We start from the raw sequence: 18,285 nt of genomic DNA, 5'->3' as shown, positions 1-18,285 counted from the left end.
CCCTACCAGCCGCGCGCGCGCCCGCCCCCGCGCCCAGCCGCCCCGCGCCAGCGCAGCGCGTCGCCGACCGCGAAGATCAGACCATTCCCTTTCGTGGCATGCGTCGACGGATCGCCGAGGGCCTGGTCCGCTCGTACACGACGGCGGTCCACTACACCTACGTCGAACAGATCGACGTCACCCGCCTCGTCGAGCTGCGCAACCAGGCCAAGGCGGCCGCCCAGCAACAGGGCGTCTCGCTCAGCTATCTGCCGTTCATCATCAAGGCGGTCTGCCACGCGCTCAAGCGGTTCCCGATCGTCAACGCCGAGCTCGATGAGGCGAATGGTCGGATCATCCTCAAGCAGCGCTATCACGTCGGAGTCGCCGCCGCGACGCCGCAGGGCCTCATGGTCCCGGTGATCCACGACGCCGACACGCTCAGCTTGCTCGACATCGCCCGCGAGGTCGCGCGATTGGGCGAGGGCGCCAAGGCCGGGTCGCTCAGCCGCGACGAGCTGAGCGGATCGACCTTCTCGGTCACCAGCCTCGGCTCGATCGGTGGGGTGCTCGCCACGCCGATCCTCAACTACCCCGAGGTCGGGATCCTGGGCGTCCACGCAATTCGCAAGGTCCCCGTCGTCACCGACGACGATCAGATCGGGATCGGGCACATCATGAACCTGTCCGTCTCGTTCGACCATCGCGTCGTCGACGGGTTCGAGGGGGCCAGCTTCCTGCAAGAAGTTCGGCGCTTTCTCGAAGATCCCACGCTCCTGCTGCTCGCGGGAATCTAGCCGGCTGGCTTCTCCGGGCACCTCCGGGTGCTTCACGACCCATCGAGTCTCCCCATGCCAACAATCAAGAAACAGGCACTCGTCATCGGCGCCGGCACTGGCGGCTATCCTTGCGCGATCCGGCTCGGCCAGCTCGGCGTCGACGCCATGCTCGTCGAGAAGGCTGAACCTGGCGGCGTGTGCCTCAACTGGGGGTGCATCCCCAGCAAGGCCCTGATCTCGGCGACCAAGCTGGCCCACAAGGCCCAGCACGCCGAGCACATGGGTCTGAGCTTTGGCGCGCCCACCACCGACATGCCCAAGATGCAGGTCTGGAAGGCGGGCATCGTCAGCAAGCTGACCGGTGGCGTCAAACAGCTGGTCAAGGGCTCGGGCACCCAATACGTGACCGCGACCGCCGAGATCCTCGGGCCGGGGCGGGTCAAGCTCAGCTACCCCGACGGCAAGCCCGACGACATCGTCGAGTGCGAGCACCTGGTGATTGCGACCGGCAGCGTGCCGATCGAGATCCCTGGGTTTAGCGTCGATCAGGACAAGGTTCGCGACAGCACGGGCGCGCTCGAGCTCGACTTTGTCCCCGAGCACATGGTCTGCATCGGCGGCGGGATCATTGGCCTGGAGCTCGGTCAGACCTTTCAGCGACTCGGCACCAAGCTGACCGTGCTCGAGGGCCTCGACCGGATCTTGAGCGTCTGTGACAAAGACCTGGCCCAGGTCGTCGCCCGCCAGATCAAGCAAGATGGCGGCGAGATCGTCACCAACGCGATGGCCAAGGGCTTTAGCGAGCGTGACGGCAAGCTGTGGGTCCGCGCCGAGGTCGGTGGTGAGAGCAAAGAGTTCCCCGCCGATGTCGTGCTGGTGGCCGTTGGCCGCCGCCCCGTGGCCAAGGGCTTTGGCCTCGACAAGCTCGGCGTCGAGCTCGACGAGCGGGGCTTCATCAAGGTCGACGCCCGCCAGCAGACCAACGTCGCAAAGGTCTATGCGGTCGGCGACGTGTGCGGACAGCCGATGCTGGCCCACAAGGCCAGCCACGAGGGTGAGGTCGTGGCCGAGGTCATCGCCGGCAAAAACACCGTCAACGACGCCCGGACGATCCCCAACGTCGTATTTACCGAGCCGGAGATCGCCTCGGCGGGGCTCGGTGAGGCCGAGGCCAAGCAGGCCGGTCACACCATCGAGATCGGCAAGTTCCCGTTTTCGATCAGCGGTCGGGCCATGGCGATCGACGAGACCAACGGGTTCGTGAAGGTCATCATCGACAAGTCGGACAATCGGGTTCTGGGCATTCACGTCGTCGGCCCGGAAGCCAGCGACCTGATCAGCGAGGCGGCCCTGGCGATCGAGATGGGCGCCTTCGCAGAGGACATTGCTCTGACCGTTCACCCACATCCAACCCTTGGTGAGGCGGTGATGGAAGCGGCCAAGCACGCGCTGGGCGAGGCCATCCACGTCGGAAACCGTCGGCGCTAGGGATCCGCTGTTCGCGCGCGGCGCCGCTCTGTGCGGCGCCGCGTCTCGTTTAAGAACGACGTTCAGGATTGTGGGGTCGTCGGCGCCGTGACACATCTGAGCATGGCGTGAGTGGCTGCTGCTCGGAGGTTCAGTGTAGCGGGTGACAGAGATCGACCGTGTGCCATTAGCATGGATCGCGGGGGTGATCGCGGCTGACCACGATCGAACGGTCTGGATCCAACTATGCCCAAACGACGGTCAATTCGCCCGAATTCGAGATCGCGGGGCATATCTGTGACTCGAATACCACGTTGGCCAACGCCGCAAAGCAGGCCCGGATGGATCCCCTTCGAATCGCATTCTGGGCGTGGCCACAAAGCAACCCACATGCTCATGAATCGAGTTACGGATCGAGCGCACATAATCCCGTGAAAAAAACTGACATGGCCCCCTGTCATTTCGAGATCTTTCGTGCATAAATGCCGCCATGGCCAATCTCTCCAGCGCCTTTCAGGATGCCCTCGCTGACCAGTCCAAAGCTGCACTGGTTGCGATCATCGCTAAGAACCCCGGAACTACGGTCAGGGATCTGAAGCAACTCGTCAGTGACAACCCCATGCTCGGCTCGATCACCCTTGGTGGTCTGCTCGGTGTTGGCGGCGTCGCGCGGGGCCGCGGCGGTCGACCCAAGGGTTCCGGTTCCAACGTTGCTGCTGCCGCAGCTGCTGCCCCCGGTGCAGCGGCTGCTGGCGCTGCCCCACGCAAGGCCGGCAAGCCCGGTCCGCGCAAGGGTGCTGCCCACAAGCGCAATGTTCGTACCGAGACCGGTCGCGAGGCACTCGACAAAGAGGTCCTCGAGGCGCTTACCGCGCACGGTGGTGAGGCGGTCGCGGCGACCCAGCTGCGTCAGTCACTCAACGCCGATCCGACCCAACTCCGTACTTCCCTCAATCGCCTGATCGAGCGCGGCCTGGTGACCTTCACCGGCAAGGCTCGCGGCACCCGTTACTCGCTGTCCTAGCGCAGCGCGAGCGGCCCAGGTCAGCTCAGCTCAGCTCTTCACGTTTGTACAAACCCCGGGTGGCTTCGCCGCTCGGGGCTTTGGTGCGTCCAGGCTCCAACGCTCCGGCTCAGGCCTCGAACGCCCACGGACCGGCCGGGCCAGCTTTGCGCTGGCGCAGGCGCTCGAGGGTCGCCAAGAACCGTGACCGGGGCCAGTCGACCGCCCCAAACCGCTGCAGGTGATCCGTGTGGACCTGGCAATCGATCAGCTCGAAGCCCCAGCGCCCGAGCTGCTCGACCAGCTGCACGAACGCAACCTTGGAGGCGTCGGGCGCCAGCGCGAACATCGACTCGCCACAAAACACGCTGCCGACGACGACGCCATAGATCCCGCCGACCAGCCGCTCGCCGTCCCAGGCTTCGACGCTGTGTGCGTGACCCAGGGCCGACAGCTGCTCGTACGACGCCATCATCTCCGAGGTGATCCAGGTGCCGTCTTGATCGTGGCGAGGGACCTCGGCGCAGCGGCGTATCACCTGATCAAAGGCGGTGTCGAAGCTCAGCCGATAGCGCTGACGACGAAGGCTCTTTCGCAAGCTGCGATTGACTCGCAGCGCGCCGGGCTCGAGCACGAAGCGGGGATCCGGGGAGTGCCAGAGGATCGGCAGGCCCTCGCTGTACCAGGGGAAGATGCCGCGACTGTAGGCGTCGAGCAGGCGCGTGGGCCGCAAATCACCCCCGATTGCGACGAGCCCCCGGGCGTCGGACTGCTCGGGATCGGGCAGTGGTTGGTCTCCGCGAATCAGGCGAACAGGCACGGCGGTCACTCTGGCAGCAGGCGCGAAAGGGGAGAGTCGGGTCGCCGCTGGCGAGCCCAGGCCGCGAGCGCGAGCACGGGCCGCTCGACCGCGAACAAGGGCGCAAACGCGACCCCGGACAGGGGATACGCAAACACAATCCACATGATCGCCACGACCCCCAGGTGAAAGCACCAGATGCCAATCGACCACACCCACGCGAGCCGCCGGCCGAACAGCGCGAGCGGGGCGCCCAGCTCAAGCGCGACGCTGACCCAGGACAGCGGGATGAACACCGAGGGAAATGCACACAGGGCCGCGCCAAGCGGGGAGTGGGTGCTGCCGAGCTCCTGCTTGCGCAGATTGTCCCAGCCGACGTGACTGAGCAATACATCGCCATCGAGCCAGGCCCAGCCGGCGGTGCGGAGCTTGGCCACGCCCGCGAGCACATACGCGAGCGCGGTGACCGTTGCCATCAGCTTGGGACCCCATCCGTAACGAGCATCCGGCTCCAGCGCGAGCGCGCGCTGGTCACTGGGGCGCGCGCGCGCGTCGAGAGACCACGCATCGCTTGCGGGGAGCATCACGACAATCAAGGTGTGGACGACCAGCAGATTCTCGGTGTGGAAGATCATCCCCCACGAGTTGCGGTAGCTCGCGACCCACAGCAGCCCGAGCGCGTAGACCGGGCCCAGCACGCGAAACCGCCAGCCCAGCAGCGCCGCGACCCCGAGGAGCACGGTGACCAGCCAGATCCCCGCGCCCAGCCCGAACGAGACGGGCGCGTCGAGCAACGAGACGACCCCGGTTGGCGCGAATTGCTCGGGCGCGAAGCGCAGGTTGGCGAGCAACAGCGGCGCAAAGCCGACCAGCCAGATCAGCCCATAGCCAATGATCAACACGCGCAAGACCGCGAGGCGGAGCGCGGGCGCCGGGCAGAACCACCAGCGATCGAGCTGATCCAGCAACCGACTCATGCGCCGTCCTCGGGGATCTCGCACCCCGCCCGCCGACGCAGCTTTAGCGGGATCTTGCCGTCGGCCTCGACGAAGTAGGTGCGGGGATCAAAGCGGCGGCTCTGGACCTCGAGGCGCACGATCTGCGCAAACTCGGGATCGTCTGCGACGCGCGCGGCGACCTGCTCACAGAGCAGCTTTGGCCGGCGTCGCCGGACCGCGATCCGGATCGTCTCGGCTGCCTGCATGACCTCGACGTTGGCGACCAGGCGCGGGGGAATTGCGCGTTCGTTGTCCTGGGCGTCGAATCCGACGATCACGTGGATCCACGCCTGCTTGCGCACGGTCGAGAACATTGGATAGGTCGAGAGCGGGAACGAGTCGCGCGGGGGGTCACGCAGGGCCGGGGCGACCACCGCGGCCACGACCAGCGCACACAACAGCAGCGCAGGGGCGCGGCGCAGCGATCCGCGAGCGGGCTTGATCTCGGCCTCGCTCACTCTTCGCCCGGGGCCAGCGCTGGCAGCTGATCGTAGATCCAATCGCCGCCGTGCCCGAGCGCGGACCAGGCGTGCTGGGTGTAGTCGATGCGGATCTCGGGCGCGCTCATGGACTCAGAGAACCCGCCGACCACCGTGCGGTGGGGCGTGCAGGCGAAGCAATTGTCCTTGTTCCATTGCTGGCGCAGCAGGAACTCGATGACGTCACGCATTTGCTCGATGTCGGCCTCGACGTCTTCCCCGCGCGCGCGCTTGAGCGCGATCGCGGCCGCCATGCCCTCGCCAAACCCGGCGGCCGGGGTGTTGACCGGCGTGAGGATGTTGCCGAACGAGTAGCCGCCGTAGAACTCGCGGGCCACGTCGGCGCTCTCGTCGAGCACCAGGCGCGCCTTGTAGGTCATGTAGTCGATGCAGTAGCGCTCGTACGCGTCATTGCGGTGGTGATCGAGTGAGGCCCGGGCCGCGAGGCAGTGCCAGTTCTCTTCGAGCCAAAAAAAATCGCGGACGAAGGTCGCCCAGTAGGGCCCGGTGTAGAACGCCATCGCGCGCTCGACCGCTTCGTTGAGGACCTCGGCGCTGGGTAGGCCGGCGGCTGCGGCGGCGTCGGGTTGCTCGAGCGCGAGCTTCTCGGCCAGGCTCAGCGCAAAGATCGCCTGGCCGCCCGCGTACATCGGCTCGGGACCGTCGATGACGTGACCCCCGGCGAGGTCGTAGAGCGGATAGAAGCTCCCGTCTTCGCGCTGCATCGCGAGCAGGAATCGGGTCATGCCAGCAAAGGTGCGATCGTGCTTGTCGCCGACGTGCTCGCGGCAGCTAGCGAACGCGATCGCCGGCAGCGCGGTCGAGCCCAGATCCGCCTGCTCGGCCCGGCGCCGCTTGGTCAGCGGGATCAGCTCGCCGGTCGGCCGCGCGTGCCTGGCCATGAACTTCAGCGACAGCCCGCCCACGCGCCGGGTCCGGCGAGCGTCGTTGCCGAGCTCGCACATCACCAAGGTGGTGCCGGCCTGGCGGGGCAGGTTCCAGTTGTTGAGCTCCTGCGCGCCCGTGAACGGATCGAGGGTGTAGCGGAACCGACCGTCCTTCAGCTGGGCCTTGGCGATGTGCATGTCGGCGGCGACGCGGGCCTGATCGAGGCTGCGCTGGCTGAGCCGAACCTCGCGCTTGTGCATGCGCACCAGCGAGGTGAACAGGCCGTTGCGCGTGACCATGTAGCTGAGGGTCTCGATCCGCGTGAGGCCGTCGATCAGCTGCCAGGACTCGACGTCGGCCGGCCGCGGGGTCGCCTTGCCGGCTTCGATCAGCCGCTCGAGCCGCGCGGGCCTGCGCTGCTCTCGGTCAAAGCGGAGCACGTCCTCGGGCACCTCGAAGCCCAGCGCGGCGCGCAGCTCGACGGCCGACACCCCCACGCGAAAGTCGGGCACGAACGGCAGCGGCTCGTTGGCCGTGAACTGGTCGAGCGCCACGAGCTGCCACGGCATCAGGCAGTGGTGCTCGTCGCACACCCCGTCCAAGCCTGGGCGCAGCGAGAACATGTCGAGGGCCGGGACCCGCGAGCGCAGCGGCGCGACCCCGCTGATCACGTCGATCTTCACGGGCGCGCGCAGGGCCTCGGACGCGATCAGGCTGACGATCTCCGCGACGATCTGGTCGGGGGCGGCGCGGAGGCAGCGGGTCACGGGCTCGACGGCGGCGACCTCGTCAGGCCGCGCGGACGGCTTCTCACTGAGGACCATGTAGGTCACGACCGCGACCGACTCGTCGGACGCGGGATCGGGGACGCAGGCGATCGGCGCGACCGTGTACAGCGACGGCACCCGCAGCTTCGCGTGGCGGTAGCCGCCCTCGACCTTCTCGATCGGGCCTTCGGTCGGGACCTCGGGCAGCACCCCCCAGTGCTCGATCCGGCCCGACATCTCGGCGAACAGCAGGGCCTCGACCACGCTGTTTTGGACGCCAGGGTCGTGGCGGTCGACCAGCTCGAACTCACCGGGCAGCGGCACCAGCTCGGCGTGGGCGTCCTCTGCCTGACCCAGCGCGCCCAGGGTCCACACGCACAGCAGCACGGTCGTGGCCGCGGCCGCGCCACCGTTGTAGGCGCGCCGCCAGGTGGCCGCGAGGCCCCACGCCGAGATCGGCAGGCTCAGCAGCGCGACCAGCCCGATCACCGCCAGCAACCCCGCGCCGATCCCCTCGCCCAGCGAGCCGTACAGCCCCGCGAGGTAGCTCGCCGCCGAGGTCAGCTCCCACGCCAGCCAGCCCAGCACGATCAGCCCAAACGCCGAGCTCACCCGCCAGATCGGGGCCAGCGCCCGCAGCCTCGCGCCAGCCGCCACGGCTGTCAGCGCGTGCCCCAGCGCGAGCAAGTAGCAGACGATCGTGAAGCTCGACCACTCGCTCCAGGCCAGCTTCGCGCCAGCCCAGGCGAAGATCAGCGCATGCAACCCGGCGACCAGGACCAGCGACCAGCGCGGCAGCGGGCGCGCGGGTGGGTCGGCCGGTTGGGGATTTGCCTCGGCTTGGCCCGTCGACATCGCCGCGAGGATACGGGTTTTTTTAGACCCCCACATCGGTCGGGGTGTTCGCCGACTGCAGCCGCTGGCGGGTCTGGTCGCTCTGCTCCTCGGGGCTGTTTGTGTGCGGTGGCATGTGTGGCCCCCTGGGAGGGGGCTCGGTGCGTGCCCGACCTACGTCGGGGGTGTTTGCCGACTGCAGCCGCTGGCGCGTCTGGTCGCTCCTCGGGGGTGCCGGCGTCCAGGCTTTGCGGGTGTGTGTTGGCCTGTTAGCTTTGGTGTGGTGAACGAGGGAGCTGGCGGTGACGCGGACGAAGACCGCTCGGGCCCTGCGGTGCGAGCCAGCTACCTGCGCGCGCTGTTGTTCGCTTGCGATGAGTTCGGTCCGCCGGCCATGGAGATCCGCAGGCAGCTCGGTGACACCCATCAGACCAGCATCGAGTGCGCCGGCCCGCTCGTGTGGTTGCCGATCGAGGCCGACCTCGCGCTGCAGCGCGCGCTCGACACGGTGCTGGGGGCCGAGCGCACCCGCGCGTTCGTGCTCGCCAACCTGCGCGAGTTCATGGTCGCGTCGATCCTACAAAATGTCGTGCAGACCGCCGTCGGCCTGTTCGGGCTCGACCCCGGGTCGTTCGCGCGCTTGCTGCCGCGCGCGTGGGGCTTGCTGTACCGCGACTGCGGCAAGTGGAGCGTGAGTCGCAGCCTCGATCCCGATCGCGCGCGCGCCCGCGAGTGGCGCGAGGTTCAGATGTGCCTGTCGAGGCTGCCGCACGCGTGCGCGACCGAAGACGCGTGGCTGGCCGCGGTCGCAACTGTCCAGCACGCGCTGCTGATCCTGTGCGGTCGCGCCCAAGACGAGGGCGACGGCGAGGTCGAGCTGCTCGAGCGGATGCTCGACGAACCGTCGCAGGTCGTGTTTCGCCTGGCGTGGAAGAACCGGTAATCTGGTCCCCGTGGTCCAGTCTGTCAAAGTCCCGAGCCGCTCGAACCACCTCACAAAGGGGTCCTAGCCATGTGCAGGATCTTCGGGTTTCGCTCGGTGATGCAGAGCCAGGTCCATCGCAGCCTGGTCAGCGCCGACAATGCGCTCATGCAGCAGAGCGAGCACAACCCCGACGGCTGGGGGGTGGCCTACTACGTGGGCGGGGCCCCGCACGTGGTCAAGAGCGTGGCCACGGCGGTGTCCGACGAGATGTTTCGCCACGTGTCGGGGGTCGTGACCTCCGAGACCGTGGTCGCGCACGTCCGCAAGGCGACCCAGGGCCAGCTCACGGTGTTCGACACCCACCCGTTTCAGTACGGCAGCTGGGTCATGGTTCACAACGGCAACATCGCCAACTTCGCGGCGATCCGCGACGAGATGCTCGATCGCGTGCCGCCGGTGTTGCGTCGCTTCATCCTGGGTCACACCGACAGCGAGGCGCTGTTTTATCTGATGCTCGGCAAGATGGCCGAGCGGTGTGACCTCGAGCGTCGCGGCTATCCGCTCGAAGAGCTGGCGGCGGCCGCCCGCGAGGCGATCGACCTGGTCAGCGAGCTCGCGGGTGAGCTGTGTGAAGACGACAGCGCCGATCCGCTGACCAACAATTTTTTGACCTTCGTGATCACCAACGGCCAGACCATGCTCGCCCACCAGGGCGGCAAGATCCTGCACTGCTCGACCCACAAGAAGCACTGCCCCGAGCGCGACACCTGCCCGTATTGGGCCGACGAGTGCGAGCGCAAGGTCGAGGACGGCTTCGTCAGCCACCTGGTGTTCTCGAGCGAGCCGCTGCTCGGCGACAACGTGTGGGAGCCGATGCGGCTGGGCGAGATGATCGGCGTGGACTGGCGCATGCAGATGCAGCGGTTTCCCAGCCCCAGCTCCGGTGGGCGGGCTTCGCTGTCGGTCGTCTGACTACCAGTCCGCCCTAAAAGTCCGCCCTACCAGTCCGGTAGCGGCCCCTGTCCTGCGCGCAGGACCTCGATGTCGCCGGACTCGTCGAAGCGCAGCACCGTCGAGGGCTCGGGCCAGATGTGGCCCGCGTCGATCATCAAGGCGATCTCCCGCGAGTAGCGACTCTCGAGCTCCTGTGGATCCTCGAGCTCGGGCGCGTCCTCGCCCGGGGTCACCGATCCAGTCAGCAGCGGCTCACCTAGGTGCTCGACCAACATCGTGCTGACCTTGTGATCCGGCAGCCGCATGCCGACCTCCTGGGCCCGGTTCTTCATGGCCCGCGGCACGTCCGAGGTGGCCTTGAGCACGATCGTGTAGGGCCCCGGCAGCAGTCGGCGAACCACGCGAAAGGCCGTGTTGCTCATGACCCCGTAGCGGCCCATGTCGTTGAGGTTCTCGACCAGCATCGTCAGGGGTTTTTGATGCTTGGCGTGGATGCCCTTGAGCTGGCGCAGCTCGGCGATCCCCTTGCTGCTCGACAGCGCGCAGCCGAACGCGTAGCCGGTGTCCGTTGGATAGATGATGACCTCACCGCGGCGCAGCGCGTCGACGGCTGGGATCAGCTTGCGCGGATCAGGTCGGTCGGGGTCGATGCGCAGGCGCGCGAAGGTGTGCTGACGGGCGGCGGACATGCGGAACGGATCCCAAACTGGTTGGGCGGACCATCGGGCGGGCTTGGGGGGCCTGTCAATCTTGGCGCAGGCGATGCGCGAGCCGTGTTGTCGCCCACGAGACCAGCGCGAGCGCCAATAATAGAGCGAAGGGATCGTAGGGCACCCGGAGGCGCGGAGTGCCGAAGAACACGGCCGAGATCACCAGGATTGACAGCAACTGCAGCGCGCACACGCCCAGACAGGCCTGGCGCTCGTGTTGGGCGGACGGTCGGGCCGGCCTCGCCAGGCCCCAGCCGAGCAGCGCGAAGATCATTCCGGCCACGCACAGCGGGGCGAGCAGGGCCGCGAGATCACGACCGCGGACCGCCAGCGGCAACAGCTCCGGCGCCCACCTGTCCGAGCTCTCGGGCCACGGCCGGGCCACGACCCACAGCAGCGCCGTGTTGGTGATCGCGTAGCGCAGCTGCCCGGCGATGCCCGTCGCGGCGTAGCAGCGCTGGCGGATCTCGCGATGGACCGCGGCGTCGCCGATATAGCCGACCAGATCGATGCTCTCGCCGCCCAGCGCCGGGCGCAGCGCGAGCGGGTGGTCGGGTCCCTCGCGCCCCAGCGCCCGAAACCCTGGCAGGCTGATCCGCCGATCAGCGACAGGGCTGCCGGTCTGTCGCGCTGACTCGAGCGCGGCCTGGCTCGGATACGAGCGCGTGACGATGTTGTGGCAGCGCCCGGCCGTGAGGTTCATGCTGCCGTTCTCGGCCATCGCCCCGAACGAGCCGGTGTACACGCGAACTCGCACCACCGAGATCGCCAGCGCGAGCGCGAGCGGCAGCGAGAACAGCAACGCCGCGCGCCCGTCGACCCGCCGCGACCACGTGCCGCGGATCCCGTGCGCGTCATGGTGGCGGCGATCGAGCAGCCACACCGCCCCGAGCATCAGCAAGAACACCGCCGACTGCGGCCGCAGGACGAACGCCAGCGCAGCCCAGATCCCGGCCCCGAGCGCCCCGCGACCGTCCTGGATCAGCCGCACGATCGCCAGCGTCATCGCCAGCAGCACGCAGGTGTACGGCGTCTCGCTGATGAAGAACCCGGTGTGCGAGAGCAGCGGGATCCACACGAGCAGCACCAGGCCCAGCCCCGCCGCCAGCCACCGAGTGTTGCGCGAACTCGGCTTGCCCGCGCCACCGAGCGTCCGCAGGCCCAGCTGGTAGCCGAGCACCACCGTCGCCGCCGAGCACCCGGCCCAGACCAGACCGGCGAACTCGAGCGCAGACTCGCCGGGACCCATGAGCAGCATCGGGATCGCCAACAGCGCATGCGTGCCCCAGGCCTGCCACACCATCTCGCGCATGCCCGCGTGGACCTCGAAGCTGGCGACCAGCCGCGCCCGGTGGACGTAGTGGGCCATGTCGCTGAACACGTGGTCGCGCGGGGGGTGGACCCACACCACCCACACCAGCCGGCTGATCACGGCAGCTGCGAGCAGCGACCAGAACACCCAATCGCGGGAGGTCCCCGCGGGCGACTGCGAATCTGGCGCGTCCACGAGCGGCCATGATATGCTGCCGCCGGTCCGCGGAGATTGTTCTACATGCTCGAGCCCAAGAATTATCGTCCACGCCCGGGGAGTTTGCGCGGCATCGTGCGAACCGTCGGGCTCAGCGTGCCCGCGCTGGCGCTGCTGACCACGATCGGCTGCAGCCGCGACGAGCTCGCGCCCGACTGCTTCGAGATCGACCCCGACACTGGCATCTGTCTGGTCCCGGATCCGGGCGGCACCGCCGTGGGGATCGACTGCGAGATGTTCCCAGACGGCGCGGTCGGAGCCGAGTACAGCTTCACGCCGCCAGTCGGCGGCGGCAGCGGCAACTACAGCAACTGGATGGCCAGCAACCTGCCGCCGGGCCTGAGCATCGACCCGAACACCGGTGAGATCACGGGCGTCCCCGAAGAGCCCGGCAATTTCGAGTACCAAGACATCACGATCACCGTGTTCGACGAGGGCAAGGGCCAGTCGTTCGACGCCAGCTGCGGTCCGCTGCTGGTCAACGAGCGGCTCAACGCCAACATGGTGCGCACCGAGCCGCTGCACTGCATCCCGCACACGGCCTCCAAGGCGGAGATGATCGAGTTCCTCGGTGGCGGTGACGAGTCCGACATCAGCTGCAGCGCGCTCAACATCAGCGACCTGCCGTGTCCGCTCGGCGACGGCAACGGCCGCCCGCCGCCCGGCATCAGCTTCAACGAGTCGAGCTGCACGCACTCGGGCGACATCACGGGCAACCGCCGCGGGACCTGGGTGTGGATGGTCGAGATCGTGCAGAGCGGGCTCAAGACCCGCGTGCCGTTCTGCGCCAGCAACGACGTCACCACCTTCCACGACATCACGGTCACCGCCAACAACGTCGACGAGTCCGACCTCAAGCCGGGCTTGCTCGAGTTCGATCCCAGCATGCCGCTGGGCTTCGGCAACGGCAGCTACGAGTGGAAGATCGACGATCCGGCCTGCGTCAACGACCCCTCGCTGTGCAGCAGCTTTGGGTTCCGGTTCAACGTGACCTGCTCGCCCTTCGACGAGCCGTTCGTGCTCAACGGCATGCTCAGCATGACCGGCATGGCCCACGGCCTGACCGCGACCGGCCCCACGCCCAGCGCCGGCTTCGCGACTCGGCCGTTCGTCGCCTCGTTCGAGATGAGCTACTGCACCTCCAACGACGGGGCCGTCTGCGACACTGACGACCCCAACTTCGACCAGAACGCGCAGACCCAGTACCACTTCGACGTGGTCGGGTACCCCGTGCTCGGCAACCCATGACCCCGACGGGCTGATCCCTCTCCAGTGAACACCCAGAGGAGCACAGCCTCCAGCGTGCGCGAGCAAAAGCTGGCGCGCGTGATCGACCGGGAGGTCGCGCCGATCTGGCACGATCGGTTCGCGCGTCTGCTGATGCGCGAGCTGCCCAGCGCCCCGGAGACCTTCGCGCTCGACATCCACAGCGGCGCGGGCCACACCACCGCCGAGCTGCTGCAGCGCCTCGACGAGAGCTCGCGGATCGTCGCGCTCGGCCGTGACCCGTGGCTGATGCAGGTGTCCAAGACCCGCGTGCGGCCCGAGTGGAAGCGCCGCGTCTACTTCAAGTCCGGTGACATCGACGACGTCACCGACATGAACGACGACACCTACGATCTCGCGATCGCCAACCTGGTGCTGGGCGAGCAGGTCGTCGAGTGGCTGCCCGCGCTCGCCGAGCTGGTCCGAGTGACCAAGCCGGGCGGGCAGGTGCTGGCCACGCTCCCGCTCGCGGGCACCTGGCGCGAGGTCGAGGACATGTTCGAGGAGGTCCTGCGCGACGAGGACATGCGGCGCGAGGTCGCGACCTTGCAGATGCTGCGACGCCGCCGACCCTCGCCCTCGCAGCTGGTCGCGGGGCTCGAGAGCATTGGCTTGACCGAGCGAGACGTCGTCGTCGAGCACGAGCACTTCGAGCTGCTGTTCCGCAGCGGTCGCGAGTTCCTGTTCGCGCCGGTCATCGAGCACGGGCCGCTGCGCCTGTGGAAGGCGATCATCGGCCGGGCCGAGAAGCCGCAGGCGCTGTTTTGGCGGTTCAAAGAGGCGATCGACACCTACTACGCTGGCCACGTGCTGGCCGTGAACGTCGTCGCCGGGCTGGTCCGCGTGCGCGTGCCAGGCGGCCCCGCAGACGAGTTCTCGACCAGCTACTGGCGCCGTTACCCGACCCTGGCCAAGCTCTGGGGCGGCCTGGGCGGCGAGGCCGAGGCCGACGCGTCCGCCGAGGACGACTTCGAGTTCGACCTCGACATCGATCTCGACGAGGCCGAGGCCGCGATCGATGCCCTGACTGACGACGCGGGTGAGGACTCGGTCGACGCCGGTGACAGCGCCGCGCTCGCTGCATCCCTCAACGAGGTCGGGTTCGCGGACGCGGGCGCAGGCTTCTCGGCGATCGAGCTCAGCGGCGTCAACGAGCTGCCCGCGATCGAGGACGTCGCGCTCAGCGGTGACAGCGACGACATGTTCGCCGGTCTGCTCGAGGAGCTCGACGCCGAAGAGGCCGCCGCCGCCGAGATCGCGGCTGCCGACGCCGAAGTCGAGGCCGCCGTGCAGCCCCGCAAGCACCAGGCCTCCGGCCGGGCCGCGACGCTGGGCGGCGTCGAGCACTCTCCGCTGCCGGGCCGGCTCCCGCGCAAGCCCGGCGAGAGCGGCGTCGCGCCGATCCCCGCCGCCAAGGGCTCGGGTCCAGTTCCGGCGGCGCCATCGGTGGCCAAGCCGTCAGGCACCGGTCGGGTGCCGCTCGCGAGCCGGCTACCCGGGCGCAACCCCGGCGACAGCGGGACCGGTCCAATCCCGGGCAAGCTGCCGCCCGCGCCCAAGCTCGGCGACAAGCTGCCACCGCGCCAGCCCGGCGGTAGCCTCGCGAGCCGGCTGCCCCGCCGGACCGGCTCCGGGTCCACGCCGCTGCCGCCGATCCCAGCGCCGCCAGCCGCCTCGGCAGCCGCCCCGCCGGGCACTCGGTCCGACGTCGCGGCGCCCGGCGAGTCGCGCCGCACACCCACGGACACCAAGGCGCTGCTGGCCAGGCTCGGCAAGCGCGGCGACACCCAGTCCGGGGTCAAGCCGATCCCGCGCCCACCGGTTGGACCCCCGCCAGCAACCGCGACGCCGCCGGCCGTGTCGACAACACCGCAGCCCCGCGTGACCCAGCCCGGCGAGGACGACCCGTTTGCGAGCATGGAAGACGAGGTCGAGGACGAGTTCGAGGAGCTCGACGAGATTGAGAGCTCGCTGATCGCGGGCGAGCTCGATGAAGACGACGACTTCGCCGACAGCTTCGGAAACATCTCGCCGGATCCCGCCGCGGGCCGCTCGGGCTCACGGCCGATCCCGCCGCCGCCTCCTGGCCGGAAAAAGAAGTGATGCGGCCCGCGAGCTTGGTCGGCGCCGCGCTGCTCGTCGTGGTCGGTGCGTGCTCGCGCGACGCCGACCCGGCGGCTCGCACCAATGCCGCCGACAAGCCCGCCGTAGCTGGGGAAGTCGCCGCCGAAGATCAGGCCCAACAATCGGCCAAGACCGCAGCCGAGGCCGCGTCCTTGATCCGCGAAGACGGCACGATCTTCGCCGAGACCGAGCTCATGGGCACGCGGGTCTCGATCAACTTGTGGGTTGGCCCTGGCGGCGACGCGCTCGCGGCCAGCGAGGCCATGACCGACGCGATCCACGAGATGGCCAGGATCGAGGACATCGCCTCGGAGTGGCGGGCGACCAGCGATCTGACCCGCGTCAACGAGGCCGGCGGCGCCCCGGTCACCGTCGCCCCCGAGTTGATCGAGATCCTCGCCCGGGCGGCCGCCGTCTCGGCCCAGACCGAGGGCCTGTTCGACGTCAGCTTCTACAGCGTCGGCCAGCTGTGGCGGTTCGAGCCGGGGGCCGAGCCGCCCAGCAAGGATCGGATCGCCGAGCGTCTCCCGAGCGTCGACTGGCGATCGATCGAGCTCGACCCGAACGCCGGCACCGTGCGGCTCGGTAAGCCGGGCATGAAGGTTGGGCTGGGAGCGATCGCCAAGGGCTACGCGGTCGACCGTGCCTCGGCCGTGTTGCTAGCGCGTGGGTTCGCCAACCATATCGTCGAGGCAGGCGGCGACACCCAGGTCAGCGGCCAAAAGGGTGACAAGCCCTGGCGCGTCGGTGTTCAGGATCCCAGGCAAGTCGCGGGTCGCATTGGCCACATCAGCGCCAAAGACGAGGCCGTCGTCACCTCGGGCAACTATGCCCGCTTCTTCGAGTGGGAGGGCGTGCACTACACCCACATCCTCGACCCGCGCACGGGCTGGCCGATCCCCACGGATCGCAGCCCCAAGAGCGTGACCCTGGTCGCCAGCAACGCGACCGACGCAGACGCCTATTGTACGGCCGTCAGCGTGATGGAGCCGGCCCAGGGGCTCGCGTTCGTCGAGGCCCACGCTGGGCTGGAGGCTGTGATCATTGGGCCTGATGATGCGCTGTATGTGTCGGCTGGGTTGAAGGATCGCTTCGTCGACGAGCGTGAGTGATCGAGTAGCTGTGGAGTGATCTTGTCTGATACGAACATGTCCAAATTCACTCCGCCGTCGCCCTTGGACCAGCCGGAGCTGTTCTTTGCGTTGGTTGGACCCACCGGGACGGATCTCGACAGGGTCACGGATGCGCTCGACGCCGAGCTGGGAATCGTGGACTACGAGCTCCGCGAGCCGATACGACTCAGCCGGCTGATCGCAGGGCTGCCAGGCCACGAGCACCTACACGACTTCAGCGGTACGGAGGATGAACGAATCGAGGCCTACATGGACGCTGGCGACGAGGTCCGCGAGACGTTTGGTCATGCGGGGGCGTTGGCAGCGCTGGCCGTTGCCGAGATCCGACGGATCCGAGGCGGCGATGAGGCCCAACCCGCGACCGCATTCTTGTTCCGGTCGCTAAAACATCCGAAGGAGGTTGAGCTCTTGCGAGACGTCTATGGGACCTCTCTGGTTGTGATTGCGGTCTACGAAGTGGAGGAGAAGCGTGAGCGGCACTTGAGCCGACCAGGAAGGGCGGGGCACTCCAGGTTTTGGACAGAGCGTCCGCAAGGCGTTTCCGCTCGCCGACTTTTTCCTCGATGCCGGTGTTAATTTGCGCAACCAGATCGAGCGCCTGATCCGGCTTCTCTTTGGCCACCCACAGATGAGTCCGACGCGGGACGAGTACGCCATGTTCTCGGCACAGGCGGTCGCGTTGCGCTCCGCTGACATGTCGCGGCAGGTCGGCGCCGTGATTGTTGACGGTGAAGGTGAAGTCTTAGCCTGTGGGTGCAACGAAGTCCCCAAACCCCGCGGTGGCGTGTACTGGGAAGGCGACGTCTCGGACGGACGCGACTTCAGGCGCGGCTCGGATCCAAATGCGATCTTTGGTCGCGAGATCCTTCGAGAGCTATTTGACGTGCTTCACGGTGAAGGATGGCTTGCAGAAGAGAAGACCCAACTTGGCACGGCGGCGCTCGTTGAGCAGGCGCAGAGCACGAAGTTGTTCAACGATGCTCGGATCGGCAACCTCATCGAGTTCGGTCGGGTCGTCCATGCGGAGATGAACGCTCTCGTCTACGCGGCTCGCCGGGGGATCCAGGTCGACCAGCGTCAGCTCTACTGCACGACCTTCCCCTGCCACGTTTGCGCGCGACACATCATCGGCGCGGGGATCGCCGCGGTCGTGTACATCGAGCCATACCCGAAGAGTCTCGCGGTTGATCTCTATCCAGAAGCCATCACGCTGGGAGGAAGCGACGAGCGCAAGCTCGCCTTCCGCGCATTCACCGGTGTGGCCCCGCGGCGGTACCTCGACTTCTTCAGTTTTGGCCGACGCAAGGATGGCCGGGGATACGCGGTGGAGTGGATCCCCGGGGGGGCGAGCCCACGTGCGCGTGCGCTCGGAAATCCTCACCTGTTGGCGGAGCAACTGCTCTGCGATACCCTCGACCAGGTCCTGCAGTAAGGGTTACCCAATGCCAGAGAAGACTCCACGCGAACTCCTTCGAGAGACGCTCGATCGTAACGCCGAACAGGTCAAGGCGTTGCCAGCGTGGCTGCGCGCGTCGATCTCGACACAGAACATCTTCAAGGTCGCACCTGCAGGCACGCGACGAGAAGACGACCGCGACGCAGCGCAGGCCGAGCGAACCCGCGGGTGATGGCAGGGCCGCTGGGCCCCACGC

General features: G+C 67.9%; 17 protein-coding genes. 11 read left to right on the top strand and 6 right to left on the bottom strand.

Features of this window, described 5'->3' with window-relative positions; translation table 11 throughout:
* The 3 genes from ENSA7_RS38965 to ENSA7_RS38955 form a co-directional block, all read left to right on the top strand.
* On the top strand, positions 1–776 hold a 776-nt coding region (locus tag ENSA7_RS38965; RefSeq protein WP_146158656.1), incomplete at its 5' end, for a dihydrolipoamide acetyltransferase family protein.
* A 54-nt stretch (positions 777–830) separates the two neighbouring features.
* Positions 831–2,246 (top strand): dihydrolipoyl dehydrogenase, encoded by a 1,416-nt coding sequence (gene lpdA, locus ENSA7_RS38960; RefSeq protein WP_106094505.1) that lies wholly within the window; start codon positions 831–833, stop codon positions 2,244–2,246.
* A gap of 469 nt (positions 2,247–2,715) precedes the next feature.
* The gene (locus ENSA7_RS38955; RefSeq protein ID WP_146158655.1) at positions 2,716–3,249 is read left to right on the top strand and encodes a helix-turn-helix domain-containing protein; all 534 of its coding nucleotides are present in this window, start codon (positions 2,716–2,718) and stop codon (positions 3,247–3,249) included.
* Between the two features lie 109 nt (positions 3,250–3,358).
* Here the strand turns inward: ENSA7_RS38955 and aat are convergent, their stop codons facing one another.
* From aat to ENSA7_RS38935, 4 genes are read right to left on the bottom strand one after another with little or no spacing between them, the layout of a single operon-like run.
* Complete coding sequence (gene aat, locus ENSA7_RS38950; protein ID WP_106094518.1) at positions 3,359–4,048, bottom strand: leucyl/phenylalanyl-tRNA--protein transferase; 690 nt, start codon at positions 4,046–4,048, stop codon at positions 3,359–3,361.
* A 5-nt stretch (positions 4,049–4,053) separates the two neighbouring features.
* Positions 4,054–5,004 (bottom strand): HTTM domain-containing protein, encoded by a 951-nt coding sequence (locus ENSA7_RS38945; protein ID WP_106094503.1) that lies wholly within the window; start codon positions 5,002–5,004, stop codon positions 4,054–4,056.
* Positions 5,001–5,483 (bottom strand): hypothetical protein, encoded by a 483-nt coding sequence (locus ENSA7_RS38940; protein WP_106094502.1) that lies wholly within the window; start codon positions 5,481–5,483, stop codon positions 5,001–5,003. The genes ENSA7_RS38945 and ENSA7_RS38940 overlap by 4 nt, the downstream gene beginning before the upstream one ends.
* The gene (locus tag ENSA7_RS38935; protein WP_106094501.1) at positions 5,480–8,014 is read right to left on the bottom strand and encodes a prenyltransferase/squalene oxidase repeat-containing protein; all 2,535 of its coding nucleotides are present in this window, start codon (positions 8,012–8,014) and stop codon (positions 5,480–5,482) included. The genes ENSA7_RS38940 and ENSA7_RS38935 overlap by 4 nt, the downstream gene beginning before the upstream one ends.
* A 262-nt stretch (positions 8,015–8,276) precedes the next feature.
* On the opposite strand from ENSA7_RS38935, the gene ENSA7_RS38930 reads away from it, so the two are divergent.
* Complete coding sequence (locus ENSA7_RS38930) at positions 8,277–8,936, top strand: hypothetical protein (RefSeq protein ID WP_106094500.1); 660 nt, start codon at positions 8,277–8,279, stop codon at positions 8,934–8,936.
* A gap of 69 nt (positions 8,937–9,005) precedes the next feature.
* On the top strand, positions 9,006–9,890 hold the full coding sequence (locus ENSA7_RS38925; protein ID WP_106094499.1) for a class II glutamine amidotransferase: 885 nt from the start codon (positions 9,006–9,008) through the stop codon (positions 9,888–9,890).
* Positions 9,891–9,916: 26 nt separating this feature from the next.
* On the opposite strand, the gene ENSA7_RS38920 is transcribed toward ENSA7_RS38925, so the two are convergent.
* Together ENSA7_RS38920 and ENSA7_RS38915 are read right to left on the bottom strand one after the other, a co-directional pair.
* Positions 9,917–10,561, bottom strand: coding sequence for an L-threonylcarbamoyladenylate synthase (locus ENSA7_RS38920; protein ID WP_106094498.1), 645 nt, complete (start codon positions 10,559–10,561; stop codon positions 9,917–9,919).
* A gap of 55 nt (positions 10,562–10,616) precedes the next feature.
* Positions 10,617–12,089 (bottom strand): hypothetical protein, encoded by a 1,473-nt coding sequence (locus ENSA7_RS38915; protein ID WP_146158654.1) that lies wholly within the window; start codon positions 12,087–12,089, stop codon positions 10,617–10,619.
* A 45-nt stretch (positions 12,090–12,134) separates the two neighbouring features.
* Here ENSA7_RS38915 and ENSA7_RS38910 point away from each other — a divergent pair, with 45 nt between their 5' ends.
* Genes ENSA7_RS38910 through ENSA7_RS38885 form a run of 6 tightly spaced genes read left to right on the top strand, consistent with a single transcriptional unit; the run spans position 12,135 to position 18,261 of the window.
* On the top strand, positions 12,135–13,358 hold the full coding sequence (locus ENSA7_RS38910; RefSeq protein WP_146158653.1) for an Ig domain-containing protein: 1,224 nt from the start codon (positions 12,135–12,137) through the stop codon (positions 13,356–13,358).
* Between the two features lie 54 nt (positions 13,359–13,412).
* Positions 13,413–15,479, top strand: coding sequence for a class I SAM-dependent methyltransferase (locus ENSA7_RS38905; RefSeq protein WP_181234542.1), 2,067 nt, complete (start codon positions 13,413–13,415; stop codon positions 15,477–15,479).
* A complete protein-coding gene (locus ENSA7_RS38900; protein WP_106094494.1) occupies positions 15,479–16,612 on the top strand; it encodes an FAD:protein FMN transferase in 1,134 nt (377 codons plus the stop codon). Before ENSA7_RS38905 ends, ENSA7_RS38900 begins: the two co-directional genes overlap by 1 nt.
* A 36-nt stretch (positions 16,613–16,648) precedes the next feature.
* A complete protein-coding gene (locus tag ENSA7_RS38895; protein WP_146158652.1) occupies positions 16,649–17,209 on the top strand; it encodes a hypothetical protein in 561 nt (186 codons plus the stop codon).
* 1 nt (position 17,210) lies between these two features.
* Positions 17,211–18,065 carry a deaminase gene (locus ENSA7_RS38890; protein ID WP_106094492.1) on the top strand — a complete coding sequence of 285 codons (855 nt, stop codon included), beginning with the start codon at positions 17,211–17,213 and terminating at the stop codon, positions 18,063–18,065.
* A gap of 10 nt (positions 18,066–18,075) precedes the next feature.
* Positions 18,076–18,261, top strand: coding sequence for a hypothetical protein (locus tag ENSA7_RS38885; RefSeq protein ID WP_106094491.1), 186 nt, complete (start codon positions 18,076–18,078; stop codon positions 18,259–18,261).
* The last annotated feature ends 24 nt before the right edge of the window (positions 18,262–18,285 follow it).

Source organism: Enhygromyxa salina, from assembly GCF_002994635.1.
In the GTDB taxonomy this organism is placed as follows: domain Bacteria; phylum Myxococcota_A; class Polyangia; order Nannocystales; family Nannocystaceae; genus Plesiocystis; species Plesiocystis salina_B.
The sequence above is the reverse complement of the archived record's forward strand: the minus strand, read 5'-3'. Positions and strand labels throughout refer to the sequence as shown.